Here is a 24948-nt window from a genome sequence, read left to right on the forward strand (position 1 = left end):
ATTTTTAAATTTTACCAGTTGATGTACACTAGTTTTTTAAGCCAGGGTAAGCGCATCAGCGTCAGGCCCCACGGAAGCTGATCGAGCAGAATATCTGCCGTCTCGCGCTGCAGATGCAGATGGTCTTTTTCGGTCTCAAAAGTCAGTTTCCCGCTTCGGGTTAAAAATTGTCCGCGCAAACCGGCCGGAGTGGTGTTTTGGAGTACAGACCAGTGGCTGATGGCGGTTTCCAGTAAATGAATAGCTTCTTCTTGCTGCTTTGGCGAAAGGCTTATGTCTTTACGCACTGGATATTGGGACGGAAGACCGCAGAGGTACTTTTCAAAACCCAACTCTGCCTCGTGAGGTTTTAAGTTACCGGTGGCCAAAAAATGGAGCAGGTGAACCGCTTCATCCCGTTTTGATTTTTTTAGCTGTTTGGTTTCGTCAATGAACTGTAATTCGCTAAAAAGTGCGGGTAAAAACGGATGCAGTAAAACCAAACCGGCCTGAGGCATAAGTGCTGAATCTACTTCAGGATCTACTAAGTCCGCTAAATGTTTCGGGTTGTTCTTTGGGCGAAAAACCTTCAAATCCGTGACGGGCTTCAGCAGTTCATGAAGATTGGATTTTAAGGAAACAGGAGTCTCCTTGTGAAAAATATTTTGAATTTTTTCGTATTTTATTTTTAGAATTAAATTATTGGTTTTTAAGGTATTGTTATTGATTATCTCGACCGAAACTTTATCTTTTAATTTTAGTAAAACCAGTTCGTTTTGAGACAGTTTTGCCAGTAGGGTCAGGTCTTTAGCGGTGGTTTTAGGGGTTAAAACCAGTTGCCTGAAAAATGTGGTGAGATCAAAGTTCATTTGACTTTCAGCTGCCTCAATACATGAACCTGTAAACAGCATAAGCAGGCTTTCCCGATACTCAGGGAAACTACTTTTTTTAGACAGCGTTTGGAAGGCCCGGAATACCTTTTCACCATCCGAAGCGCGCAATTGGCTGATGAATTTCCACAACTCGACAGCATCTGCATATTGATAAACCAGACGTTTGCGTGCCGAAGGATTTTCTTTCAAAAGGCTTTTTAAAGCAATTTTAAAGGACTGTGGTGCGGCAAGTAAGGTTTTAAGCTGCAGTTCTTCATTTTTAGTAAAAAACCAGGGCAGGCTTCCGGTTTTTAGGAAGTGCAGAAAAGCTTCAGGCTGTCTTTCATTTTCTTCGGTAACTTTCAGTACATCTGATTCTACCCGGGATCTTGTTCCGGTCCTGATCGCCTGTTGAAGCTGGTTTTTAATCTTTTCGACCAAAACAACAGGGGCATCGTACACCAGACCATTTTTTGAAGTTTGGAGTTCGAGATCCAATTTTGGCAGACGGTAAAACAGTTTTGGGTTCAGTTGCAATTGGGCGATCCAGCTTTCAATCTCCGGAAAAACCTGTTCGTTAAGCATCCTGCTTAGGTGATCTTTTAAAAACAGCGCTTGCTCCATAGAATTGCAGTCTACTTCTACAAAAACCTTATCAATACAATGATTACGCGCTGCTTCCATAACTTATTTGATGTTTTCGATTAACAAGTCAAAGTGCGCCTCGTAGCGTGGGGTCGCAAAATGCTTCCGCATATCCAGATAATTGGCTTCCAGATTATCGGGGAAGTTTACCCCATCCTGATTGCCAAAAGCGTTATTTTCCTTGCGGTCAAAATGCTTTTCAATAGTTGTGAGAATGGGAGCGACCACCGTTGTACTCCAGAAGGTCGACTTCTTACAACGCATCACGCCGTAAAATAAATCCTGAGCGAAAATGTAAAGCTTTACAAACGCGGGTTTTTGGGTGCTTTTTGCGGCCAGGCAGGCTTCGTGAATACGATCTAGCGCCTGCTGAATCTGCAGACCGAGCTCGCTGCTCAATCCATTTGTAAGAATTGCAGGATCGGCCAGAACATCGCGGTATAATACCTTAACCAGACCGCCTGCCTGAGCCAGACTCGTATCCTGTGTTTCCTTCAAAAGCAGGTTTAGCGCAGGAAGCTGACTCTTCAGGTATTGGGTGGTTTTATCGGTACATAATGTATCATCCGCCGGAGGATCTAATACCTCATCGACCTTAATATCGACCAGAGTTGGTCTGGTTTGTAAATTATCGCAAGGCGGAATGTTTACCTGCAATACCAATTCGCCTGAAAAGGCTTTGTCCAATGCAAAGGCGATTTGATTCTCTTTAAACGCTTCCTGAACCTTTCCGTTTATCAGCCATGTATAGGTTGCCTTGGCATCGGTGATGTTGCCGGTAAAAATGCGCTTTCCGTCTTCATCTTTGGAACTGATGCGCAAAACCCGTCCTGATGGCGCACCCACGTTTACCGTGATGGGTTGCCCGCCTTCGGGAGTGATTTGATAGTCCTGAGGTACCAATCCCAGCGGGATAAAACCCCATTTTTCGTTTTGAAAGACCACGCCTTCACCGCTTATTTTGGTTTTAGGATCTCCCGATATAATCGTGATTAAATACGTGCTTTGATCGGTATTGCAGAATTGCTTTTCTTCCATCGCAATGACCGGCGTTTCTACCGTATCGGTTTCCAGCGGGGGTATTTCAACACTGATGATTTCAGATCGTATGCTGCCGCAAGGTTCTATCACAGCATCTGCAAAAACCCGTGCAGTGAGGGCGCTTTCGCTTTGCTCAATAATAAGCAGACCTTCTTCGGTGGTTTTATGCGATTTGCCGTTTATAAACCATTCAAAAGGAGCTTTGGCTTCGGGACTTTCTACTTTAATGCTAAGCTGTTTTTTATCGGGATCAAAGCTTTGATTCAGACCAAATGCTTCAGGAAGCTTCTGCACTGTAACGCTAATGGATTTTCCGTCTTTTAAATTAATCTGATGAATTCCCGGGCCTGCTTTAGCCGGCATAAACGTCCAGCCTTTCTCGGTTTGTTCAACTCCGGCTCCGGCAAGTTCAACTGCGGCATCTTCGGGAATGACCATAATGGGGTAGGCCAATTCATCATTTTCGCAAAACGCACGGGGTTCAATGTTGATAAAGGTTTCCTGGGCCTGTTTGATTTCGACTAAAAGATTGCGTTCCTGCGTAACCTCCTCACATACCGAACCTTTTAGTGTAAGAATTACCGGAATCTCAAAGAAACTGCTGTCAAATTCCTTGGGAACGGTAAAACGATAATACGGATTAAATCCCTCCTCGCTTTTCTCGCCAATTTTCCAGCTGAACTTATACTCCTGTACATTAAAATCATTGGTGTTTTCAATATCAAGCCTGATTTCAACTGATTCTCCCGGAGCTGCGGTCAGCTCGCGCGGAAGACTTACAATCTCAAAAGCGGGTTTTTTGAAAACGCTCAGCGTTGCGGTAGTGAGTATACCATTTACAGCAAACTGTATCGGTTTGTCGTAGGCGTTGTATTCCGGCGGACTGATCACCAGGGAAGTTCCCTGTATTGTAACACCTTTAATGGTTTTGTTGATAAGGCTCACCTGAGCATTCTGTGGGCTCACAGTGAGGCTTACCTCAACCGGATCTTTGCTTTCGGGGTCGACACAAATACGATCTGGATTTAAAACCAAAGAAGCGCTGTCAACCGGTTCCGGCACGATAAAGCCAATAGGGGCACAGTCTGAACAACACATGTAGGGCAGGGCAAAATCGGCAACCACGGTATTAGGAGCGATTTGGGCATCTTCGGTTTCGCGGTTGATGCCGCTGTACACCATCACAAAGGTGCCACCCATAGGCACCCCGGCTTTGTGCTCAAGACCGGGATGTTTTCGCACAAAATTCTCAAAAATGAGTTCGTCAAGAATTTGTGCTTTTTTGGACTCGATTTCATCCAAAATCACTTCCAGTTGCTCCGCCGCACAGCAGTTTTCCTGAAGCCGGTCTAGCATAAACGTATAGATGGTCTCGTAGCCGTAATGTGTATAATCGGCCTGCGGATTGTTGAAGATTTCATTTACCACAGCACGTGCTTCTTTCACAAAATCACAGAGATCCTGCATCGCCTTGATGAAGTTTTGCTTGCCTTCTTTGGTAACCGATTCCAGGTCTGGCGGAATGTGCGAGGCCGCGAGCTGTAACCGCGACAGGATGCCTGCGGGGATCTCAAGTCCTACTTTAAGATCGTTCGGGTTGACCGGAGTTTCTTTAGGGAAAAGTTCTTTTTGCTTGCGGATTATATCCCGTATCAGTTCGACAGCGCTGGCATTCATACGGTCTTTGGAAACAAAATCGACCACGTATCCCAAATCCTGGGGTTTGGTATTCAGGCTTGCGGTAACCGTTTTATTGAGGCTGACTTCTTTGGTTAAGGGCGCAATGGTAAGATACGGACTCTTCATGCGCACGGTGGTGTCTTTAACCGCGTTCAAGGTATTGTTGGTGGTAGCCTTTTTATACTCGGTAGCTTCGCTCATCGCATAAAAACTGCGATAGGTTTCAGTTTTTGTGGCAGCAGACGCCCTGGTAAAGTAGTCCAGTATTTTCGAGGTGTCCTCCGCTTTGGCTTCACTTAAATTTTCAGCCGTGGTACCGCTTACTTTTTTTACCAGTGCTAAAACCTCTTTTTGATTGGCCTTAAGCACCGCTTCAGGATCTTTAGCCGTGAGCAGTTGTTTGCGTATTTGCTCCAGCAGCGTATTCAATTGTTTGGATTGAGCCGAAGGCAGTTTACCCAGGGCTTCCATATCAAGCTGGTAATACGCTATAATGCGCTGGCGGTCATCATCAGGGGTTTTGGTATCCTGAATTCCGGGTTTGGTAAGCACTTCTTTTTCCAGCAAATCGCTTCGGTCAAACTGCTCAAAGCTGTAATTGTGACTGCCCAGATCTTTGATGTTAAAACCGCTGAAAAATGCGCTGACTTCACTGTTAAGGCAGTCCTGCTCGGCAGTCCAGGATTTAAGACTCGTAGCCAGATAATCAAAATGGCAGGAGTAGTCGTCCAGATCAATATCTTCAAGCGTAGCATTGATGTTTATGGTCTTGATGTCAAAAGCAAGACCGTAGTCTTTTTTAAGGCGTTCTAAATCAGTAAGGGCCGTGGTGTAGGTTTTTCCCTGAATGCCTTCAATACGCAGGAAGTTAAAACCGCTAAGGTCGTAAGCCAGCGGTTGTCGTATGCTAAGATCACTGTCCAAATACTTTTTATGATAGCCCAGATTGAATTTCTCCCGGTAGATCGAAGTTTTGATGAAATCCCAATGATACACAAGGGCTTCACCGGGACTATAGTAAAACGGAATGGCCTGCGCATCCTGAGGTTGCTGTCTCGGGTTGTTTGATGGGGTTATGACTAAAGCGGGTTCTACCGGAAGGCTGAAGGATTCCCGAAGAATCACGGCTTTGTTGAGCAGAAAACGCGCCTTTTGAAACGCCTTATCCCCGTTTGCCGTAATGGGCGAATCGTAAAAACGATGCCGGTTTGCGGTAAACCGAAGCGGAGCATTGGGAGCACCCAGCAGGATGTGTTTTGGGAAGGCCTCAACCGGTGGGCAGCACACGTGCTGAATGTGAAGCAACAGATCGCGAACCTCGTTATAAATAGCTGCCAGATCGGCTAGGTGATCGTAATAATACTGTACCTGAAACACAGGGGTTTCTTTGCTTAACTGGTATAAGCTTTCAATTAAGTAATCAATTTTAATATTTTGAATATCAAGTAATTTTGAAAATCCATTTTTGATATTCAGGAAGGCGTTAGCCAGTTCATTGGCCACACCTGCGCAAATGCTTCTGTAGTTGTTTGCCAGTGCCGCATAGGTCCTGGTGTTTACCGGTTTTAGATTGGTGTTGATGCGTAAGCCGGAAAGGTCTTTGAGTCCCGTAAAATTGGTTTTGAGGACCGAAATTTCCCCGGTCATACCAAAATCGGTATTCCGCCCGAGGGCTGTTTTTTCGGAGATTGAATTGCCTGCTGAAAGGTCGAGAGCAAACAGATTATCCGGTATTTTTTTGAGGGAATCACTGATTACCAAATCTTTTCGCAAATTGATGAAATCGAGCAGGGCAGAAGCGTCGAGTTTAGGCGGAGCTTTTACTTCCCGGGCTGCAGTTTTGAGCAGCAGGCGGGGCATTTTTACTTCAGGCAGATTTTGGTAGGCACTTAAATTGTTGTGATCGCGATACACCGAATCGTTGCGGGTAATTACCGAAACATCACCGGTATTTACAAGCAAAACCCGAAGATTAGCCACCTGACGCTCGCCCTGACTGTCACAGTTGGTTTCGGTACAGATATCGGGTGTCTGAGGATAGGTCTCCAGATAAAGCAGAACGACCTTGTCTTTGAGTTCGGCTTCGGTAAGCACCTTGTCTTTTCCGCTTTCCCGGGTAGCTTCAGTTTTTAGCTCCAGGAGATTTAGCAAACCGGAATCCTCGGCATTCCGGAAGTATGGATAGTTTGCGTAGGCATCTTCAAATACCCGATAGTGCGTGTATTGTAAAGCCTCATTTGCCAGTTTTTTATAAGGGTCTGCAGGGGTGATGGGTTCGCCATCTGTAGTTTGAGACACATCAACCAGTAGTTTGATGAGGTCGCCGTCTGTGGTTATAGCACAGCCGGGCGTGATGCTCACCTTAGTACCGGAAGTGGTGACTTCAAAGCCACAAACAATTCCTACACCACTTAAGCACGTGCGCGAAAGCCGGTCCTGATCCTGAAAAAAGTCAAGAAACTCGTTAAGCTGGCCCGCGGTCAATACCTGATCATCTACAAACGCGCGGTAATCTGGTGTTATTTTGGTTAAAAGTGCTTGCATGATTGTGTTTTTTTAGAGTTTGCCAAGATTGGTTCTACCCAGTATGACATTTCGATTGGTTTGTTTCTCTTTTGACTCGCCGGCTTTAGGCGCTTCGTTTTGATTTTTAGGTCTGCAGCTGTGTAATCTGCCCTGATGGTAAATGGTATGCAGACTGCCCATAGCCTTGTTGAGATTGATCAATGCAGTCTCGTCCTGAGCCTGCTCGTTTTGGGTACGGCTGAGCAACCAGGCTTTGTAAGCTTCTTCGAGGATTACCATCTCATTTTCTTTTGGTGGTTTCCCGTTTTCATCGGTGTAGTTTTTGGCATAGCCTATCCAGCAGATTTTAGCTACAATATGCGCAGGGAGCTCGCGTCTGATCAAATCTTCGACAAAACGTCTGAAGTCAATATTGCTAAAGCGCTCGGTCCAGCCCGGTAACACAATACTCACCCTAAAACTATAGGGGTCAAGAGGCTCGCAGGCATCACCCGCACAGGCTTCGGCGCATACGGGCATAAAAGTTTGCGTATGAGTAGTTTGCAGATTTACATCGGGTCTGAGCAAAATATGCTCGATGAGGTACATACCTTCATTTCCTTTGAGCGCATTGATGAAATTAAGCACGGCATTGCTCGCTTTTACAGCATTTTCTTCACTCTTAAACGTGGCAATGCGGCGGGCAATGATGTAGGCTTCGCTGTCAGCCTTTTCGTTGGGATTGATCAGGACAAAATACCACTCGGGCGTTTTGTTGGGATCTTTGGGTTTGGTTTGATAAAACTTGAAATTTTTTGAATCCTGAGCATAGCGCTTTACCAGCATCAATTCCTGATGCAACTGCTCCAGATTTTTGTAGTGTTTGGTAGCCGAAGACAGGATGGTTTTAGACCCGTCTTTGATACGCCAGCGGTATTCGAGGAGGTCATCGGTGTCTTGTTCCTCGTAAATCTCGATATAATCTTCAGAGAGGTTTCTTCGGTTGATGTCTGTAATGCCCAGCAACAGATACAGGCGTTTTTGCAGGGCCGAAATATTTGGGGTATCCCATAAGTCTTTCGGTTTCTGATTGAAATAATTAAAGCTCAAAGCCCGTGCGCTTCCGCTTAGCGCATATTCTTTTAGAAAACGCTCTTTGGTGCCAATGATGGCTTCTTCGGCAAACTGTCCGTATATGCTTCGCATTAAAAAGGCATAATCCCCGAAGCTCTCTGCAAAGCGCGCGAGCAGGTGATCCAGAATTTCATTGCGCTTTTTTAGATTTCGGTCTTCAAAATTGGGATAGAAATGCGCCGTAAGCTCCTCATCGCTATTGGGAGCAAAACTGGTGTCCGGGAATTTAAAAAGTTCGTCACGCCCTTTAAGATCACGTACCGCCTGTGCGAAATAGTAATGGCGTGATTTTCCCGTAACCGAAAATAAGGTGCCTACCTGTTCCAGATGTTTGAAGTAATTGGCCAGAATCTGATCGAAAAACAGCAGATAGGCCTTGAGTTGTTTAGCTTTAGCACGTTCTGCCGGGCTTGCGTTGGCTTTGAGACCGTAAGGGCCAATACCATAAACTTCCGGAAACTCGTTTTGTATACTGGTGGTTTCGCCGAGCTGGTATTTCTCACCTTTGGGTAGTTTTAGTGTGCGCAAGCTGTCGCGTATCCCTTTCAGATCTGCAGCCCGGGCATCGCGTATTTGCTGTTTAAAATGATCTACCCGCGCGTCATCTATATTCAGCGGGATAAAACCTTTAAAAAAGCTCCACGAACTCCTGTCGCAAAGCACCGGTTTCTTGCCGGGGTCCAGACAGTAGACCCACGAACTGCCATCCGGGGTAGCTTCGGTACATGCACCCATGACGATATCCCGAATGTTAGCCACACCTTCCACATTGCTAATGATGTTGATGAGATCAGACTGGCGCACTTCGGTTTTTAGAGCCGCTTTGAGCACCTCATCGTCGTCCAGAAAGCCGTTTTCGAGCTGTGGACCGTTAAAAATTTCGAGCGGTGATTTCCCGGAAGCGGTAAGTTCTGCAAGGGTTTTAGGTTTGATTTCAGGCGTGAAATAGGCTTCAACGGCAAGAAGGATTCGGGCTTTAACCGCATCTTCATCAGCTTCAGACTCCAGCTCAATCTCTGCACAAACTTTTACGGGATGCTCATTTACCTCTTTAATCTGAATAAGATCTTCACAGAGGTTTCGGTTTTGATGGTATTTGGCCCGCACCTCTTTTTCGATATCTTCCAGCTTTAAACCTTCCTCCAGATCAAGCAAAAGCCTGTAGAGCCCATTGAGGTAAAACTGTTTTTCATCTTCAGCTTTAAGGTGTTCAAAACCTTCTTTCTCGAGAAACGAGTCGTAATTGAGCAAACGGTCTTTACAATTTACATAGACTTTCTTTTCATAGCGCTGCAACCAGGCGTTGCGCACCCCGGGAATATCGATGAAGAGTTTGCGGTAATCCAGATGGGTGACGGGCTTTGTACTTAAAATCTCGTGAGCCTCGTGAAACTGGTTGCCGAACGCATTTTGACCTTCGGTGAGCAAATCGGCCATAGGAAGATCCAGGCGGTTGGCCAGATCGGTTATGGCATAGGAGAGCACCTCGAGTATGGTGATACCGGGATCGTGGCTGTTAAAGTCGGTCCATAAACTACCGGCCAGTTTTTCGATATAGGCAATGCCCTGTTGTCTTAGGAACTCAAAATCCAGATCATCACGGCTGGCCGTATTTTTAGGAATGCTGATATGTTCATTAAAACCTAGCATAGACTTTCGGTCGTATTTGAAGTAGTAGCTGCGCAATATTGGGGTGCGCGGGTTATGCTGTGCGTTTTGGCCGAAACCAGTATAGCTTTGGGATTAGAAGGTTTTACCCGTTTCTTTTGCAACCCCTGATGGGTGATCACCAAATCGGTAATAAAATCTACATAGTCCAGCGCTTCGATATAATTTACCAGCGTATGCTGATGCAGTTCAACATCAAAGACAATCCCTGCGGTCTCGGCATAGGCCCAGGGAGACAGGAATTTTTTAAGATCTTCTTCCAGACGTTTGAGGTAGAAATTTTCATCCATGCCGTGCTTAATTCGGGCTTTAAGTGCAAGATGCACGGCTTCGTATTCGGGATTGATCACCTGCGGAACCACAAAAAGGGAAGTGCGTGCGATCAAAAACTCCTGAATAGCCCTGAGTTTAGCGGCGCTTACCCGGGGTTCGAAAATGTCAAACACATTTTGATTGATGATATCGGGTATGACCACTATTGTGACCTTACCCGGAGCCGTGAACCGGTTACCGCAGGTATGGTTGAGGCATTTTACTTTATAGACTTCTTTAAACTGCTCCAAAACCAGATGCTCATAGTCCCAAAGGCTTACAGCCCGGTCTTTGTGGCGCAAGCGTTCACTTACCCTGCGGTAATAGGCTTCGTCTGTTTCCTTTGGGCTACCGCCAAAACTGGCGTAGGGTTGTTGCACTTTTTTAATCCCGGCTTCGCGGTTTACGAGCTTGGATATGGTTTCGGCTTCAAGTCCGTTTTGCAAATGTTCAGGGGTGTTCTCCTGATTTTTGAAACGGGCCAGAACCGCCTGAGCGCGTACGTCGAGAAAGCGGCAAACCACATCAAAATCCCGGGGCGTGTGGGCTTTTAACCAGACCATGCCTGAAGGCATCAGATGGTGTTGGGTACTCGCCTCGGCAGGAATCGCGATGCTCACAATGCCGGTCTTCAGAAAATTGCCGGTATTATCCTCCAGAATGGAAGTTTCGGGAAGTTTCAGCCAGGTGTCATTGCTTAAAACCGACCAGGAAATGCGTTCGTTAAGCGCGAAACCGGGTTTCTGAGTGTTTTCGGTGCCTTCCAGAAGTTGAATGAGCAAATTGATGTTTTGACCGCTCAGGGCATCGCGGAGTCCAATAAATAACGTGCCGCCCCTGTCGTATTTAGGAAATAACTTTTGAGCGGGTACTTTTCCGAAGGGATGTACGTGAAAAAGCGTAATGGGCGCAAGATCCCGGCTTCCTGTTACCTCTCCATTTATAAAACTGATTTCCTGAGCCGCACGGTAAGACAGGCTCATAGCTTCCAGAAACGGCGTATAGGGCTCATTGGGAATGATCACATCATCTTCGGTACTGGTAATGGCCAGAGTGTACAAACGCGGATAGAGCTCGTGGTAAAACGAATGCGTCAGGCTCAGTTCCAGCGGACCGCTATGGGGTTGTTGCCCGTCCTGCAGGGGACTGGTAATCAGGAGGCTTGAAGTCTCTGCCGTTTTGGCGTTCTGTTCTTCAAAAAGCGGGGCGGAAGCCGGGTTTAATACCGCTTCAGGAGCATTTTCTAAACTCAGGTTTACGCTGAAATGTGCCGCATTCTGAACAATAAGATTGTCAACTTTATACACTTTTTGCGGAGCCTGGTTGGTAAGCTCTTTATTCAGGTTTGAAAGATCTGTACCTTCGCGAAGTTTGAGTAAATCTGATGATTTACCCGCAGCCGTGATCTCTTTAAAATCGTATAACAGTTTGAGGTACTGTAAATTGCTGCTTACATAGCCCGAAAGGTCTCTTCGATAGGCTTCATAATGCTTTCGGAAACTTTCGGGTAGATTCAGCCAGCTCAACTGTAAACCTATCGCAGACCAGCGTTTGCTAAAAAGTTCCGGGTAGTCGATTTTAAAATGCGAGCGTTTATAAGGTCTGGGGCCAAAGGGTAAAAAGGGTTTTTTAGTATTGATCGCACCCAGATCGTTTTCCAGTTTCAGGCCGGTGATGCCGGTAACTTCTACCTCAAGCTTCAGTTTGAGCAGTTCGAGTTCTGATAAAGCCTGTCCCACGGCATAGGCTTCGGCAGTACTGTAATCAATCATCAGTTTGATCAGGGGATGTTCGGTCTCAAAACCGGTGTCGTGAATAGCCTTATTGTAGGCAACAACCGCCTTTTCTTCCTTTGGAATGTTAAAAGCAAGGCTAAAAACAGCAGGGTTTGAAGTCGAACTGATTTCGGTTCCCGGAAGACTTTCAGAAACGCTTTCTACTAACGAGAACGGACCCATCCAGCCTTTTTCGCCGGAGGCATACACCTTTACATACCGGATGAGATTGGCAATCGTAAGATCACCCGGTTTACTAACCGTAAAGCTCACGGCCACATTGCGGTTACCTTCCTGAAGTTTAAGCAGGGGTGCACTTATAGCCAGACCCAGGGCAGCATTTGCAAGCGCCGGGCGTTTGTCGTAGGTTTCGGGATATCCAAAAGGCCACCAGGATTTATTGTCTTTTAAAGGTTTTTCGACTCCGTCTACCGTGTTGGTGCTTTGAGCCACCTTTATCACGTTTAGCGCCGGGTCGTGGTAGATGCTTTTCAAACTTTCAACCTTAGCTTTATTGACGACGAGGTCTGCAGATGTTTCGTATTGTCTGGGTTTATTGTTTGCATCTTTTTTGGCATCTAATAAACTTCCTTTGAATACGGGGGCTTCCGTGAAGGTTTTGGCAAGTTCAAATAAAATATGCACCTGATCGGGTTGTGCCTCTTTATGCGGAATCTGTAAAATTTCGACATAATAAAACTCCAAATGCCTTGCGGTAAGCCGGTTGAAACGCCTGCGCGAAAATTCCATCAGTTTGAGAAAACACACAAAAAGCGTTAGATGAGGCTCCATGTTTTGCTCCAGCTGGGCTTTGGCTAAAAAGTTTTTTAGGGTATCCAAATCGCCTTTTGGGAAAAAGTTTTGCCAGTTTCCATTAGGCACATCCGGATTGTCAATTTTGAAATACTGAATATGAACGGCAAAATCGCGTGCCAGCTGTAACCACTGCGCCACATCCAGATCCTGTAATTCAAAGGATTCCGGATTGAGCGCAGAAGCCCATCGCGCGGCCTGCGAAGTGCCCGCCCTGCCGGTTAAGAAGCTCGTGTCGCATTTTTTTGCCATCGTTTCTAATTATTAAAACCTTCTTCTTTATAAAAAGGGTAGACCATGTTGCCCCGCGCATTGGTCTGCCTGATGTTGTATTCTATAAGCAGGCGCACTTCGCCTTCCAGTTCCCGGCTGCGGTCGTAGCTCACCCCCAGCAGGTCGATGCGTTTCTCGTGATACAGGATCGCGGTGCGAATGCGTTCTTCAATGTAAGTGCGGGTGGAGAGGTCCAGCGATTCAAAAACCAGATCCTGCATTGCGCAACCGTATTTAGGCAGCATCACGCGCTCCCCAAGCTTAGTACTCAACAAAATGTGAAGGCTGGCGTTGATGTCTTCAACCCCTGAAGTCATTTGCGTTTTACCCGACTCTTTATCGAAGTGCGGGGGAAATGCCCATCCTGTACCTAAAAATGCCAGATTGTCTTTCATTGTTTTTTTATTGGTTTCGCCAGGGGGTATAATACTCTCAGGCTTAGCTCGAAATCAAGGTTTTGTTTCCTTTAAAAGCCTCGCGGTTTTGCCCGGAGGTAGGTTATGTTCTTTAAATTAATTAACTCACAACAAAGGGTTTACCCAATTAAAACCGTGGAATCACCAGCCATTATAGTTCCTCCGTGTGCGGTAGCATCTCCTAAACGGGCGGCAGGCATTCCTTCTATTAAAACCGTAGCTGAGCCTGCGATGATGCTATCCGGCGGACCGGTGCAGACGGCCATATCTCCCACGCGAGCAGCCGGTAAGTTTCCTATAAGCACCGTGGGTGCTCCCGGAGGTAAAATGGGGCCGCCTACGTGAGGCACGGGTGTAGGCCCCGGGATTACCTGAGGGCAAACGTGCATATCGTTTATACGTGCTGCTGGTGGCATAGTTTTTCTTTTTAGTTTATTTGTACCAAAGAACCTTTAAGCACGGCAATGGCGCTGGTAGAGAGCTCGGCTCCCGCACTGCCTTCGGCTTTAAATTCTGCATTGGCTTTTATGTTTACGTTGGTTCCTTCCAGGTTGAGATCGCCGGAAGCCTTGATGTTGATATCTGCACTGCTGCTGATTTCAATCCCGTCTGAATCGAGAATGATGCTGTTAGCCCCGGCATCATCTATTTTAATTTCTTCGGCTTCATCGTCTATCACCACAATACGTCCCGCAGGCGTTTCGATGGTGACGGAAGCTTTCTCGTCATTGAAAAGCAATTTCATTCCGCTGCGGGTGACAAAGCCTTTTTCGTGGTTGTCGTCTGATGCGGGAAGCGGTGCCGGTTTGTTACTGCTGTTTACCGCGCCCAAAACCACAGCATAATTGGGATCGCTGTTAATAAAGCCTACGATAACTTCATCACCCACTTCGGGTCTGAAAAAGCTGCCGCGGTTTTCACCGGCATCAAGAGTAGCTACACGTGCCCAGATTCCCTCTGAAGCCGCATCGATAATGGGAATGTTAACCAAAATGCGGTCTTCACCCTGCGGATCTTCTTCCAGCTGGGTGACAATTCCGGTTTGCAGGCCCTGCACCGCAGCGACGAGACCGGCGGCGGGTTGGGAATTCACCGTGTACGTCTCGCTAAACCATTTGGGATCAAGACCAAACTGCGCATGTACCGTCCAGGTACCGTCTGCTATCTCGTGCTGTACTCCGGTGATGTAGGCATTGCCATTAAAACGGTCGCCCACGCCCTCAAGTTTAATGATGGTATCTGGTTTGACCTTTGGGATGCCTATAAATTGTACCCTGCCGCGGTTGCGGGCGAGTTGTTGAATTTTGGCTTTGGCATCGGCCCATTGTTGCAGTTGGGGCGTATCGAGCTGTCCGCCGTGTTTGAGGCTTAAATTGTCGAGATTGATTACCGCTGCGAGTTCGTTTTTTGAAAGATTTCCGTTAAGGTTGATGTTTGCTTCGGCTGCTTCGGTCTCTGTGAGTTCCTGATCGGCGGCATTCCAGCTGTAGGCGGTAATTTTTTTGAGTTGGTCGCGGGCGTCAATCTCGCCGTCAAAAGCCAGCATAGTGGCGCCATAGGCAACTGTCTCAACGGGTGCCTGAGTCAGGTTGGGTTCTTTGATCTGAATGCTTCCATCTTCAACAAAACCCAGTTTACCATTGGCCTGCGCCCGAAGCATCATAAAATCCCAGTCTGAAGTCTGGTATTGCACCAGTTCTTTATGGGTAACGCGGGTAGCTTCAACAGCTGCTGAAAGGCCGGTGTATTTAGAAATAAGTTGCTCGATGATATCGCTGTCTGTGCTTTCGTAGAAATAAGCGCTTTTAGTGCCCACGGTCATTTTAACCGCCGGGTCTTTGCATTCTACTATAAGTGCAGAGGCAGCATCGCGTATCTTGATGCCGTGGCGAATGACAATGCCTTTAAAGAGGCTTTCTTCATCGCTGTGATAACCGGCTTTGATCTCGATCTCGCTACCGGGTTCAAAAAGCGTGGTATTGCTGAGTTCAAAATCCTGTGATGCCGCCTCGCCGTCTAAAATGACCAATTGGGCATAGGGAATGCGGTTTACCTCCCGGTTTACAACAATGGATTTTACCGAATAGGCCGCAGAGAGCTGCTCGCCATTTACCAAAAGGGTAGTGGTGACCAGATCCGGGTTTTGTGCGGTTGCTATGCTTCGGGAGGTGTTCATAAATTCTATACTTCGTTTTTTCGCTTTGCGGAAGTGTTATGCTTTCGCCAAAGGCGGAAAAAATAACTGCTGTCCGGTTGTTAGTTTTCTAAAGTTGGTTATCCCGTTTACGCGTGCGACCTGTAAATAATATTTGCTGTCCCCATAGATGCGATAGGTCATCAGCGGAAGCGTATCGCCATCTGCAACAGTGCGCATATGGGTAAGGTCTGGCGAACTGCTGTTTTCCTGAGCCAGGCGTAACTCTTCGTCAACGGTCTCTTTAAATTTGGCTTTAATCACGGCCCGAAGCGGTGTACCATCAGGGCTGAAGAGTTTAAACTCGATGCTCATATTGAGCATTACACATTTAAAGATGAGGTTGCCCCAGCGTAGCTCGAGATAGTAGGGTTTGTGCTCTTCACCGGCATAGTCAAACACCACTTTTTTAAAGAGTTTGATGTCGTCTATAATCCCATTTTCAGAACCCTGATCGTCGTGAGCAATAATCCCGGTGCGGTCAAAGAGAAATTCCAGGTCCAGCTCTTTAGGTGTGATTTTGTCAAAAACAGGAGCGGTGGCACTACTGCCCGAGGCCTGTTCTTCTTTGTACTCGATTTGATAATTGAGCACATACTTTTCCGGGTTGAGCAAGGAGGTAAACTGGCCGTCGCCCACCTTGTCTGTAAACTCGGGATCTTTAAATGCCGTAATCTTAAGCTTATCGTGTGCTCCGGTTGTCATTTAGCGTTCGTTTTTACGTTTATCAATCTGCATCACCTGCTCCAGGCACGCCTGTATAATCGCCTCTTTCTTAGCTTCGGGTGAACGAGAGACTGAAGCCGTGGACTGCGCATCATCGCTTACATTGATTTTGATATGCAGTTCTTTGATTTCTATAGGCATGGTTTAACTTTTAAAGTAATTATAGGCGAGCTCTATAGTCTCAATCACCAGGCTGTTTTCTTCGGCATTAAAGTCGCTCACGCTCCATTTTACGGGGTAGGCGTGTACCACGTTCCAGGTCTTTAAAGGCTGGTGTTTTTCATTGAGTAGCTTGACCATTACCCCGGTGGGTTTAAACTGAAAATCTTCAATGGCATCCCGGCACCAGGCGATCAAATTAGAGTTTGTGACCAAACCCCTTTTGAGAACCAGATTGGGAAATTTGGTACGTACCGGCAGCTTGTGTTTAAAGCGGTTTTCACCACCTTCGGCAAACTCTTCGGTCTCGATATCTACCGAAAGGCCGCTCACAGACTGAAACTCAAACTCACTGTCCTGTGTGACTCCAAATTCTACCTTGAAGTGAAAACCAACCGGCGGATAGTAGGTTGCCATTAGCTTCCGTTTTGAATGGTGAGGCCTTCATGCGCAATTTCCATCGACTCAATGGCGACCTCATTGGCATCGCCTTTTAGGTCTGTAGACTGAACCTTAATGGGGAATGCGTTTTTGACTTTCCAGACCACCACGGGTGCGTGTTCTTCGTTGAGTAGGCTTATGGTGATATCGCGTCGTTCAATGGTGTTGAGTTTTACGGTATTCCACCAGTTGTAATACTCGTTATCGGCTAAAAAAGTACCGCGTTTAAGCGTGATGTTACTGTATTTCTGCATTCCCGGCATCTTAATTTTGCTGTACTCGGGGCTTGCACCGTGACGGTATTCGATGAGTTCGGTTTCAATATCAAGCCCTGAAACTTCGGTAAAGCCCACGTTTGTACCTCCCCAGTCTACCAGGAAATGAAATTTTACTAATGGATATGTAGCTGCCATTTTATGTGTTTTTGGTTATTGATTTTTAAAGCTTGCAAAGTCTAAGATTCCTGCATTTTGTGCGAGAACTTCAGGATTATGAATTCTGCGGGTCGCACTACGGCCATTCCGATCTCGATATTCATAATTCCGTTGAGTATATCTTCGGCGGTCATGGTTTCGCCCAGACCTACACGCACAAAGAAGGCGTCATCAGGTTTGGCCCCTGCCAAAGCCCCGGCACGCCATTGCAGATTTAGGAAGTTTTCGATCATCGCACGCACTTTTACCCAGGTGTTGGCATCGTTGGCTTCAAAAACAAATTGTTCTGTAGCCTTTTTAACCGATTCTTCGACCATATTGAAAAAGCGGCGAACCGAGATATACCGCCATTCGTTATCGTTTCCGGCCAAGGTGCGGGCTCCCCAGACCATAATGCCTTTCCCGGTAAACGGGCGGATTGCATTGATACTCTTGCCTGCAACCACGTCTACATTGATGTCTTTTTGCTGGTCGTGATCAATGAGTTCGGTGACACCTACAACGCTGCTAAGGCTTGTGTTGGCGGGCGCTTTCCAGACTCCGCGGTTTTCGTCAATACGGGAATAAACACCTGCCATTGCTGCGCTGGGCGGAAGGGTGAGGTATTCACCGGCAATAGCATTTTTGATTGTTTTAAGTGCAGGAATGCTCTCTACGACTGAATTTTCATATATGCTTACATAGCTTGTAACTGTGGTTTTGATGTAATCTACAGCCGATTTAATTTCGGAATACAGCCCTATGATCGCCGGGAAGTGATTGGTGATTCCCGCTCCCTGATTGGTCGCACCGCTAAAATAAGTTGCGTTTGCGGTTCCTGTAGCATAATCCAAACCGGTAACAGATGCATTAAGTGTCAAGGTGGTTGAGAATTCATCTTCAAAGTCGGCTTTCATTTGCTGTATCGCTGCGATAACCGTACTTATTGAACCGCTGTTTACATTGGCATCCAGCTGGGCTTTAAGGTGTGTGAGCAAAGCCTGATTGGGTGGGGTAGCAGTGGTATGCGTCAGGGCAAAATTGCTGGTTCCAATTTCGAGGGTATCGCGAACAAAGTCAATGCCTTCGATGTAAAAATCCAGTAAATCCTGAAATTTGGCTTTGGTGGTATCCTGTCTTAGTGTGGTGACCAAATTTTCAAAACGGGCGTCTGCCGAGTTGGTACCAGCTGCAAGCGCGGTGAGTTGAGCATCTACAACAGCCTGGTCAGCCACAAGTTGGTCTAATTGATTTGCAAGGGCTTTGGCTGCGGCGTCGTCAATAAGATCGGCAAGACCTACCGGAACTCCGTTTCGCTTTATTTTGTCTTTAAGGCTTGCATAGCTCACCTCCCGAGGAAGATTTGCTTTAAGCCAGGGTGTGTAAGCTGCACCGTATTTCAGGTTGTTCATGCCGATACCGTTTCTGAAATCCTGAATTTCCTCATCCAGAGTTTTGGTTCCGTCATTTTTAAGATCTAAAATCGCAAAGCGATCGCCCAATTTTCCGCACTGGGCCAGCATAGCCTGATACAGGCTGTTCATGTCACTCTGATTTAAAAGACAGGCATCTGGAGCCACGAGTAAGGTAGGCTCATCTACTTTGGCAATGGCATCAAGGCCTTTTTTAAGCGCCGTGAGGGTAATGTTTGCTCCGTCTGATTTGCCCACACTCACTACATAACATTTTCCGCCCCCATTTGCATAGAACAGCCGCATGGCTTCATAGAGGTAGTAATTGTCCTCCAGTTGGATATCGGTAACCTGGTTGAGGTTGTTGAGGGTAACCGAAGTGACCAGTATTTTGGGCGAACCGCCAAAATAAGAGACAAAATCAAGCATAGACGTGATTTTGGCAGGTTTAAATTCAAGCTCTTTCCCATTTGTATCTTTGGCCATATTTGTATAGCCTATAAAAGCAGGAATAGCAGTCTCAACCTGAGCAACAGAAGGAGGGAAGATGGAAATCTCTTCGACATAGACTCCCGGTGTTTTGTATGCAGATGCCATAATTAGAGTATTTAGTTAATATAGATTTTAGAATAGGTTTTTATAAGTGTGCCCACCGAATCTCGCTCCCATACCACGGTATTGGGTGATGCCGCAGGATAATCGGTATTTCCCTGGCTGACTTCGACAACGCCATTTTTTACCAAAGGTTTGGTGTTGGGATCTGTAGAGTGAATTAAATTTTGATTTTTGCCGGAATAGTAATTCCAGATTGTATTGCGGTTGTCAAAACGAATGCTGAATACCGGGTGTTCCTGTGGCAGGTTTCCACTGGCCAAAATGAGATTGCGACCGTTACCTTCTCCACGCATTTTTAGAGAAACCAGTGCTTTAGCTCGCAGGAGCTGATCGTCCGGATTATTTTCAATTAAAGACTTTTGAGTACCTGTGCTTATCCCGTACTGTGCGGCTTCGGTAGTACCCGAGGCCGTGTTGATGAGTGGCAGTGCCGGTTCAATCAGGTCGTTGTAATTTCTAAAAAGTAAGGGGTAATGGGTTACCGCATCGAGATTTGAATAGTTGGCAAAAAGTGCATCGTGCACGTTAATGACAAAATCAAGCTGAAGGTTTTCGTCTAAATCAATAACCGGTTTAAAGACCGTAGCATTGGGGTTTTGGGCCAACGCCTGAACTGCAATATTGAAACCGTGTGGTGTTTGCTTTAAAAAAAGTCTGTGATTACGCAAATGAGCATTCGTTTGCGCAGTTGGTTTTACCGAAGCAAATGCGGTCCAGTAATAATCACGGAGTTGCTGTTGTTTAAGTGCGGGGTTTTGATCAAAAGGGGTGTTGCCGTCATCCAGAAAATAGCGGTGATATACGAGCACTTCTGCCAGAATTCGATAGGTATACGGTACAGCCATTAGTTGATGTTTTTGTATTGTGTGCTCACCTGAGAAAGCGGAGCACCCTGATCTAACAGATGGTCGCGTTCAAGACTGAGTAAATTGAGCTTGTAGAGTGCTGCCGGGTAGGCCTTGCCACCGTGCATACTCCAGATGTAGTTGAGTTCTTCAAAAGTGGGGGTGTAGAGATCCAGCGTAAAGTAGAATTCCTTCACTTCACGCATAACCTGTGTATTGCGTGAAAACACCGTGTTTTTATGGTTGAAAATACGCTTCCCCTGAAAAAATGCGATGAGCGCAGAAAGGGATCGAAGCGAAAAAGCATAATCGCTGCGGTTGCAAGTAAACAGAATGTAAGCGTGTACATTTACGGGATTGTTAAGGTAAACGGGGTTCCCGTCCCGGAATTTCATATTGCGCTGGTTTTTGAGGCTGGTTTCTTCCTGAAGACTCACCAACGACACAATCACCTTATTATCTAAAGCTTCATTATCCTTATTCGGGTTGTCTACAAAATGAGCAATAGAATCGAGTATGACCGTATTGCTGCCCAGACCTGTATCGTTTAAATATTCAGATAGTTGTTCCCGAACTATTTCTAAAGCTTCGTAAAGCATATTTGTGGAGAATAAGATTTTTTGTCTTTTCAAATGTATTTAGGAATGCTAAAGCCCGCAGGATGGAAATACCTGAAATTCAATATCTGATTTCCCTTTTTTTAAAAGTGTAAATTCCTTTAAATCAGGGGGTATTTCCCCCTATTTAGGGAAATTGAGGTACAGCCTGATGTTTAAAAGGGTACTTTAGAACAGCCAATTTTAAGATTTAGTTTATGGGACTTTTTAAGAGGAATATTTTTGTTATTGCCGCAATACTTTTTGGTATTAGCCAGGCGTGTGTGGAACCAGACACAGATTCTGATTTAGAAATGAATTCTGTAGCCCTAAGACGGCCAAATGGTGTTATACCTATTAAACAAGCCAAACTTTTAGATCGAACTTTTAAAGAAACCAGACAACCTGCCCTGGCTGAAAAATTAGGGGTAGAGGATAACCGGTCCTGCTGGTGGTCTATTGATGATCTGGAAGACTATATAGCCTATGCGCGTGCTGAAGCTTTAGCCCAGGGTTATGAGCTAAGCGGCTTACGTATTTATACCGGGGCTTACCCTAAATCTCATAGCGACAAAAAAATGGCCGGGTTTGCAACTATGTTTATTGTACCCACCGGAAACTCAACCATTCAACAGGCTGGTTTTATGTTGTTTCCTTTTTCTCAGGAGGAAAAAACAGATTTAGAAATAGATCCGCTAAATATGGGGCATAGCCGTACACCTCCCAGTACAGGTTATTAATTATATCACACAAAACCCCCGTAATTTTTATCTCTATCAATTGATGAAAGAATTAGGCTCTTATTCACAATACCTTGAGTTGATTGCGGTCATAATTGGGGTTGTTAAATACAGGGAGTTTAAAAACTATCAGTTAAAGTATGTTTTTTACTTTCTTATTTATGTGGTAATCAATGAATTTTTAAAGGGTATATCCTATCCTGTATTTGGAGTTCCAAATTATGCGCTGTATAACGTTTATGTGTTGCTGCATTTTTGTTTTTTTATCGCCTGGTATCATTCGCTTTTAGAATCAGAGCTACGCAAAAAGCTGCTCAAGGTATTTTTTTTCTTCTATCTCGTGTTTTGGTCGTTTGAGAGTTTTTATCTGGACAATTTTACGGGTGAAGATGTAACCCTGTCCTTTACGCTTGGCGTCTTATTTTTAATCGTGGCGGTAGGCTTTTATTTTATGGAAATGCTCACGCGCGAAGTCGTTTTACACATCACCCAATCTCCTTATTTCTGGATTTCCTTTGGTATTCTGGTCTATTGCGTAACCTATTTACCTTTTTACCTGACCCTGAGTTTTATCAACCGCGAAAACCCAATCATACTTAACGTAACCTTGTTCCTGATTAATTGTATACAGTATTGTTGCTTCTCGATAGCTTTTATACAAGCCAACCGGAATCGTATGGAGCATAAATCTTGAAATCACCTGACCAATGCACCCCAACTATAATCCTTCCCCGCTATGAACCTCTATACAGAACAGGATGTATTGCCTACTATGGAATTGCTGGTTGTAGTATGCTCACTGGTACTGCTCCTGCTGTTGATACTGGTCATTGTTTTATTTTCCATTTTTCAAAAGCGAAAAATTCTTTTCATCACAGAACGCAATAAAGCCGAAATGCGGTATCAGGAAGAGCTTACCCGTACACAGCTTGAGATTCAGGAAGCTACGCTGAAAAATGTGAGCTGGGAATTACACGACAACATAGGCCAGCTGCTTTCTGTGGCTAATCTGGAACTGAATATGCTGCATAAAAAAAACGAGGAAGAACGCGAGCGTACCCTCGAAGATATACGCGGCCTGGTAGGCAGGTGCCTTATGGAGATTCGCGCTGTTTCCCGCAATCTAAATAACGAGGTAATCACGCAGGTAGGTTTGGCCGAAAGCGTGCGTTACGAGTTAAACAGACTAGACAAACTGGGTATTCTTAAAACCTCCCTAATCGTTGAAGGTGACAACTGGAAACCTCCTCAAAATGACGCTTTAATTTTGTTTCGCATCATTCAGGAATTTTTGACCAATGTAATCAAACACGCAAAAGCAGCACATTTACAGGTGCTTTTTCAGTTTAGCATAGACCGTTTGTATATCGCAGCAAAGGATGACGGCATCGGCTTTAACATCGAGCAGGTTGCCTCAAGTTCCGGGCTTATAAATATGCGAAGCAGAGCAGCTCTCATAAATGCAGACTTCAATCTTACATCACAAAAAAGCAAAGGCACCTCGCTTATAATCAATTATTTGAGAAAATAGAATCGTATTTTGAACGTGAATTATGACTATATTTGATGTTCCAGCAACCAACAACTAACAAAATACAAACGATGACTAACCACCTAGTAGGTGTTGTTGATGATCACGTTTTATTTGCGCAATCCCTTCAAGGCCTTATAAACAGTTTTGAAGGTTTTGATGTCGCCTTTATGGCCCGCAATGGGAATGATATGATCAACAAGTTAAGCACCAATCCTCGTGACCCTGATATCATCCTCCTGGATATCAATATGCCAGTTATGAATGGCTTCGAAACCATCAACTGGCTCAACAATCATAAACCTCATATTAAAACCATCGCCCTGTCTATGGATGATGATGAGGAAACCATCATTCAAATGCTTAAGGCAGGCAGCAAAGGCTATTTGCTTAAAGACATACATCCCGATACGCTGCACAGCGCATTAAAGGAAGTGGTGGTCAAAGGACATTTTTATACAGACAATGTCACTTCAGCTTTGCTTAGCGGTTTTTCTAAAAAGGATGATGAGGATGGTATCGCATCTTTTTCTGAACGGGAACTGGAGTTTATGGAGCTGGCCTGCTCAGATAAAACCTATAAGGAAATCGCCAGCGAAATGTGCCTGAGCCCAAAGACGATAGATAATTACCGCGATACCTTATTTAAAAAACTCGAAGTGCGCAGCCGTATTGGTCTGGTACTTTATGCCCTGAAGCATAAAATCGTAGAGACCTAGAAGTATTTTTTAAACCGTTTTAAGAATTTCAACTTTTTGGAATAGGGGGCATACCTGATGTTCAAATCGAGCCAGGTGGCTTTGTAAACCATAGATTTTTGGTGTGAAAAGGTATCAAATGAGTGTCGTCCATGATAAGCACCCAGACCACTGTTTCCTACACCTCCAAAGGGAAGCCTGGGATTTAAAAATTGCGATACGACATCATTAATTACCCCACCGCCAAATGAAAGTTCGTTTAATACCTTGTTTTTTAAAGCTTTATTCTTTGAAAACAGGTATACTGCCAGTGGTTTATCGTATTTCTCGATCCAGTCCTGTATATCCTGATGGGTTTTATAGCTTAAAACAGGTAAAATGGGACCGAAGATCTCTTGTTGTAAAACTTCTGGCAATTCACTTAGCGGAATCTTTGGATCAAGTACTCCCATATCGAGAATGGTGGGAGCCAGGTAGTTTTCTGAAGCATCGGCATCTCCGCCATATACCACCTGCTGATCCTCAATCAAGCTCTTGAGACGTTCAAAGTTTGATTGATTAATGATTCGGGCATAGTCCGGTGATTCTTTGGGAGCTGGACCAAGAGCTCTTTGCAGTTCTGTTTTTAGCGCAGCGAGAAGTTGATCTTTGCTGTTTTCAGAAACCAACAGATAATCTGGAGCGATACAGGTTTGCCCTGCATTTACGATTTTGCCCCAAACAATGCGTTTAGCACTGAGTTCGAGAGGCGCAGTCTCGTCTACGATACATGGGTTTTTACCACCCAACTCCAATGTGACGGGCGTAAGATGCTTTGCTGCCGCCTCATACACGATCTTACCTACGCGAGAGCTTCCGGTAAAAAACAGATAATCCCATTTCAGGTTGAGCAAAGCTTTAGCAACCCCGGCATCTCCCTGCACGACGTCAACATAGCCGGGTTCAAAAACTTCGGTTATTATTTTTTCTAAAACGGAAGCCGTATTCGGCGTGAGTTCACTGGGTTTTACTACAGCCGTATTACCAGCAGCGATTGCCGACATTAGTGGCGCCATTACCAGCTGAAACGGATAATTCCAGGGAGCAATGATGAGTACATTACCAAAAGGCTCCTTATAAATTTTTGAAAGCGAAGGAAAATTCACCAGACTTGGCAAAACATATCGGGGTTTTGCCCAGCTTTTACAGTTTTTAATCAGGCTTTTTAATTCCAGCAGAACGATCAGGAATTCACTGAGTTCGGTTTCATAAGCGGGTTTTCTAAAGTCCCGGTGTAACGCATCACAAATTTCTTCTTCATAACGCAGCAGCACATCTTTTAAGCGTTTTAAATGCTGAATGCGGTAATGAACATCACGGGTTAATCCTTTATTGAAAAAGAGCCTTTGTCTCGCAGAAATGGCCTGTAGATCGTTTGGGGAATTTTGAAAACTTGTGGTCAAATTGTTATTTTAAGAATTTAGGG

Annotated in this window: 19 protein-coding genes; 4 read left to right on the forward strand and 15 right to left on the reverse strand. The window is 45.3% G+C overall.

The features are described 5' to 3' along the window. Nucleotides 1–11 precede the first annotated feature (11 nt). The 14 genes from ACSSS3_RS16320 to ACSSS3_RS16385 all read right to left on the reverse strand — a co-directional run bounded on the left by ACSSS3_RS16320 (nt 12) and on the right by ACSSS3_RS16385 (nt 20550). Nucleotides 12–1535 carry a contractile injection system tape measure protein gene (locus tag ACSSS3_RS16320; protein ID WP_442845517.1) on the reverse strand — a complete coding sequence of 508 codons (1524 nt, stop codon included), beginning with the start codon at nt 1533–1535 and terminating at the stop codon, nt 12–14. 3 nt (nt 1536–1538) lie between these two features. Further along, entirely contained in the window at nt 1539–6761 is a 5223-nt protein-coding gene (locus ACSSS3_RS16325) for a hypothetical protein (RefSeq protein WP_442845518.1), read from the reverse strand. Between the two features lie 12 nt (nt 6762–6773). Beyond that, the gene (locus ACSSS3_RS16330) at nt 6774–9506 is read right to left on the reverse strand and encodes a hypothetical protein (protein ID WP_442845519.1); all 2733 of its coding nucleotides are present in this window, start codon (nt 9504–9506) and stop codon (nt 6774–6776) included. Then, a complete protein-coding gene (locus tag ACSSS3_RS16335; protein WP_442845520.1) occupies nt 9500–12676 on the reverse strand; it encodes a baseplate J/gp47 family protein in 3177 nt (1058 codons plus the stop codon). Before ACSSS3_RS16335 ends, ACSSS3_RS16330 begins: the two co-directional genes overlap by 7 nt. A gap of 5 nt (nt 12677–12681) precedes the next feature. Next, nucleotides 12682–13092 carry a GPW/gp25 family protein gene (locus ACSSS3_RS16340; RefSeq protein ID WP_442845521.1) on the reverse strand — a complete coding sequence of 137 codons (411 nt, stop codon included), beginning with the start codon at nt 13090–13092 and terminating at the stop codon, nt 12682–12684. Between the two features lie 140 nt (nt 13093–13232). Next, nucleotides 13233–13529 (reverse strand): PAAR domain-containing protein, encoded by a 297-nt coding sequence (locus tag ACSSS3_RS16345; RefSeq protein WP_442845522.1) that lies wholly within the window; start codon nt 13527–13529, stop codon nt 13233–13235. Nucleotides 13530–13540: 11 nt separating this feature from the next. Continuing rightward, nucleotides 13541–15289: a type VI secretion system tip protein VgrG gene (vgrG, locus tag ACSSS3_RS16350; protein WP_442845523.1), complete on the reverse strand. Its 1749-nt coding sequence runs from the start codon at nt 15287–15289 to the stop codon at nt 13541–13543. Between the two features lie 36 nt (nt 15290–15325). Beyond that, complete coding sequence (locus ACSSS3_RS16355) at nt 15326–16012, reverse strand: CIS tube protein (protein ID WP_442845524.1); 687 nt, start codon at nt 16010–16012, stop codon at nt 15326–15328. Then, nucleotides 16013–16174, reverse strand: a complete 162-nt coding sequence (locus tag ACSSS3_RS16360) for a DUF5908 family protein (protein ID WP_442845525.1) — start codon at nt 16172–16174, stop codon at nt 16013–16015. A gap of 3 nt (nt 16175–16177) precedes the next feature. After that, nucleotides 16178–16609 carry a phage tail protein gene (locus ACSSS3_RS16365; protein WP_442845526.1) on the reverse strand — a complete coding sequence of 144 codons (432 nt, stop codon included), beginning with the start codon at nt 16607–16609 and terminating at the stop codon, nt 16178–16180. After that, complete coding sequence (locus tag ACSSS3_RS16370) at nt 16609–17046, reverse strand: phage tail protein (protein ID WP_228229680.1); 438 nt, start codon at nt 17044–17046, stop codon at nt 16609–16611. The genes ACSSS3_RS16365 and ACSSS3_RS16370 overlap by 1 nt, the downstream gene beginning before the upstream one ends. Nucleotides 17047–17087: 41 nt before the next feature. Next, nucleotides 17088–19055 carry a phage tail sheath C-terminal domain-containing protein gene (locus ACSSS3_RS16375; protein WP_442845527.1) on the reverse strand — a complete coding sequence of 656 codons (1968 nt, stop codon included), beginning with the start codon at nt 19053–19055 and terminating at the stop codon, nt 17088–17090. An 11-nt stretch (nt 19056–19066) separates the two neighbouring features. Beyond that, complete coding sequence (locus ACSSS3_RS16380) at nt 19067–19918, reverse strand: hypothetical protein (RefSeq protein WP_442845528.1); 852 nt, start codon at nt 19916–19918, stop codon at nt 19067–19069. Further along, the gene (locus tag ACSSS3_RS16385) at nt 19918–20550 is read right to left on the reverse strand and encodes a DUF4255 domain-containing protein (RefSeq protein WP_442845529.1); all 633 of its coding nucleotides are present in this window, start codon (nt 20548–20550) and stop codon (nt 19918–19920) included. The genes ACSSS3_RS16380 and ACSSS3_RS16385 overlap by 1 nt, the downstream gene beginning before the upstream one ends. A gap of 182 nt (nt 20551–20732) precedes the next feature. On the opposite strand from ACSSS3_RS16385, the gene ACSSS3_RS16390 reads away from it, so the two are divergent. From ACSSS3_RS16390 to ACSSS3_RS16405, 4 genes are all read left to right on the forward strand, one after another. Further along, on the forward strand, nt 20733–21254 hold the full coding sequence (locus tag ACSSS3_RS16390) for a hypothetical protein (protein ID WP_442845530.1): 522 nt from the start codon (nt 20733–20735) through the stop codon (nt 21252–21254). A gap of 43 nt (nt 21255–21297) precedes the next feature. Then, nucleotides 21298–21948 carry a hypothetical protein gene (locus ACSSS3_RS16395; RefSeq protein WP_442845531.1) on the forward strand — a complete coding sequence of 217 codons (651 nt, stop codon included), beginning with the start codon at nt 21298–21300 and terminating at the stop codon, nt 21946–21948. 42 nt (nt 21949–21990) lie between these two features. Beyond that, nucleotides 21991–22785, forward strand: a complete 795-nt coding sequence (locus ACSSS3_RS16400; RefSeq protein WP_228229686.1) for a sensor histidine kinase — start codon at nt 21991–21993, stop codon at nt 22783–22785. A 71-nt stretch (nt 22786–22856) separates the two neighbouring features. Further along, nucleotides 22857–23504, forward strand: coding sequence for a response regulator (locus tag ACSSS3_RS16405; protein WP_442845532.1), 648 nt, complete (start codon nt 22857–22859; stop codon nt 23502–23504). On the opposite strand, the gene ACSSS3_RS16410 is transcribed toward ACSSS3_RS16405, so the two are convergent. After that, entirely contained in the window at nt 23501–24925 is a 1425-nt protein-coding gene (locus ACSSS3_RS16410; protein WP_442845533.1) for an aldehyde dehydrogenase, read from the reverse strand. The two genes, ACSSS3_RS16405 and ACSSS3_RS16410, sit on opposite strands and share 4 nt — an antisense overlap. Nucleotides 24926–24948 lie beyond the last annotated feature (23 nt).

Origin of the sequence: Leeuwenhoekiella sp. H156 (assembly GCF_052218455.1) — a bacterium.
GTDB lineage: Bacteria > Bacteroidota > Bacteroidia > Flavobacteriales > Flavobacteriaceae > Leeuwenhoekiella > Leeuwenhoekiella parthenopeia.

Excerpts from the sequence above, each read along its gene's own strand:
- ACSSS3_RS16405 (WP_442845532.1), top strand. The coding sequence starts at position 22,857 with ATGACTAACCACCTAGTAGGTGTTGTTGATGATCACGTTTTATTTGCG.
- ACSSS3_RS16340 (WP_442845521.1), bottom strand. The coding sequence starts at position 13,092 with ATGAAAGACAATCTGGCATTTTTAGGTACAGGATGGGCATTTCCCCCG.
- ACSSS3_RS16380 (WP_442845528.1), bottom strand. The coding sequence starts at position 19,918 with ATGGCTGTACCGTATACCTATCGAATTCTGGCAGAAGTGCTCGTATAT.
- ACSSS3_RS16400 (WP_228229686.1), top strand. The coding sequence starts at position 21,991 with ATGAACCTCTATACAGAACAGGATGTATTGCCTACTATGGAATTGCTG.
- ACSSS3_RS16355 (WP_442845524.1), bottom strand. The coding sequence starts at position 16,012 with ATGACAACCGGAGCACACGATAAGCTTAAGATTACGGCATTTAAAGAT.
- ACSSS3_RS16325 (WP_442845518.1), bottom strand. The coding sequence starts at position 6,761 with ATGCAAGCACTTTTAACCAAAATAACACCAGATTACCGCGCGTTTGTA.
- ACSSS3_RS16365 (WP_442845526.1), bottom strand. The coding sequence starts at position 16,609 with ATGGCAACCTACTATCCGCCGGTTGGTTTTCACTTCAAGGTAGAATTT.
- ACSSS3_RS16375 (WP_442845527.1), bottom strand. The coding sequence starts at position 19,055 with ATGGCATCTGCATACAAAACACCGGGAGTCTATGTCGAAGAGATTTCC.
- ACSSS3_RS16395 (WP_442845531.1), top strand. The coding sequence starts at position 21,298 with ATGAAAGAATTAGGCTCTTATTCACAATACCTTGAGTTGATTGCGGTC.
- ACSSS3_RS16360 (WP_442845525.1), bottom strand. The coding sequence starts at position 16,174 with ATGCCTATAGAAATCAAAGAACTGCATATCAAAATCAATGTAAGCGAT.
- ACSSS3_RS16345 (WP_442845522.1), bottom strand. The coding sequence starts at position 13,529 with ATGCCACCAGCAGCACGTATAAACGATATGCACGTTTGCCCTCAGGTA.
- ACSSS3_RS16320 (WP_442845517.1), bottom strand. The coding sequence starts at position 1,535 with ATGGAAGCAGCGCGTAATCATTGTATTGATAAGGTTTTTGTAGAAGTA.
- ACSSS3_RS16335 (WP_442845520.1), bottom strand. The coding sequence starts at position 12,676 with ATGGCAAAAAAATGCGACACGAGCTTCTTAACCGGCAGGGCGGGCACT.
- vgrG (WP_442845523.1), bottom strand. The coding sequence starts at position 15,289 with ATGAACACCTCCCGAAGCATAGCAACCGCACAAAACCCGGATCTGGTC.
- ACSSS3_RS16370 (WP_228229680.1), bottom strand. The coding sequence starts at position 17,046 with ATGGCAGCTACATATCCATTAGTAAAATTTCATTTCCTGGTAGACTGG.
- ACSSS3_RS16390 (WP_442845530.1), top strand. The coding sequence starts at position 20,733 with ATGGGACTTTTTAAGAGGAATATTTTTGTTATTGCCGCAATACTTTTT.
- ACSSS3_RS16330 (WP_442845519.1), bottom strand. The coding sequence starts at position 9,506 with ATGCTAGGTTTTAATGAACATATCAGCATTCCTAAAAATACGGCCAGC.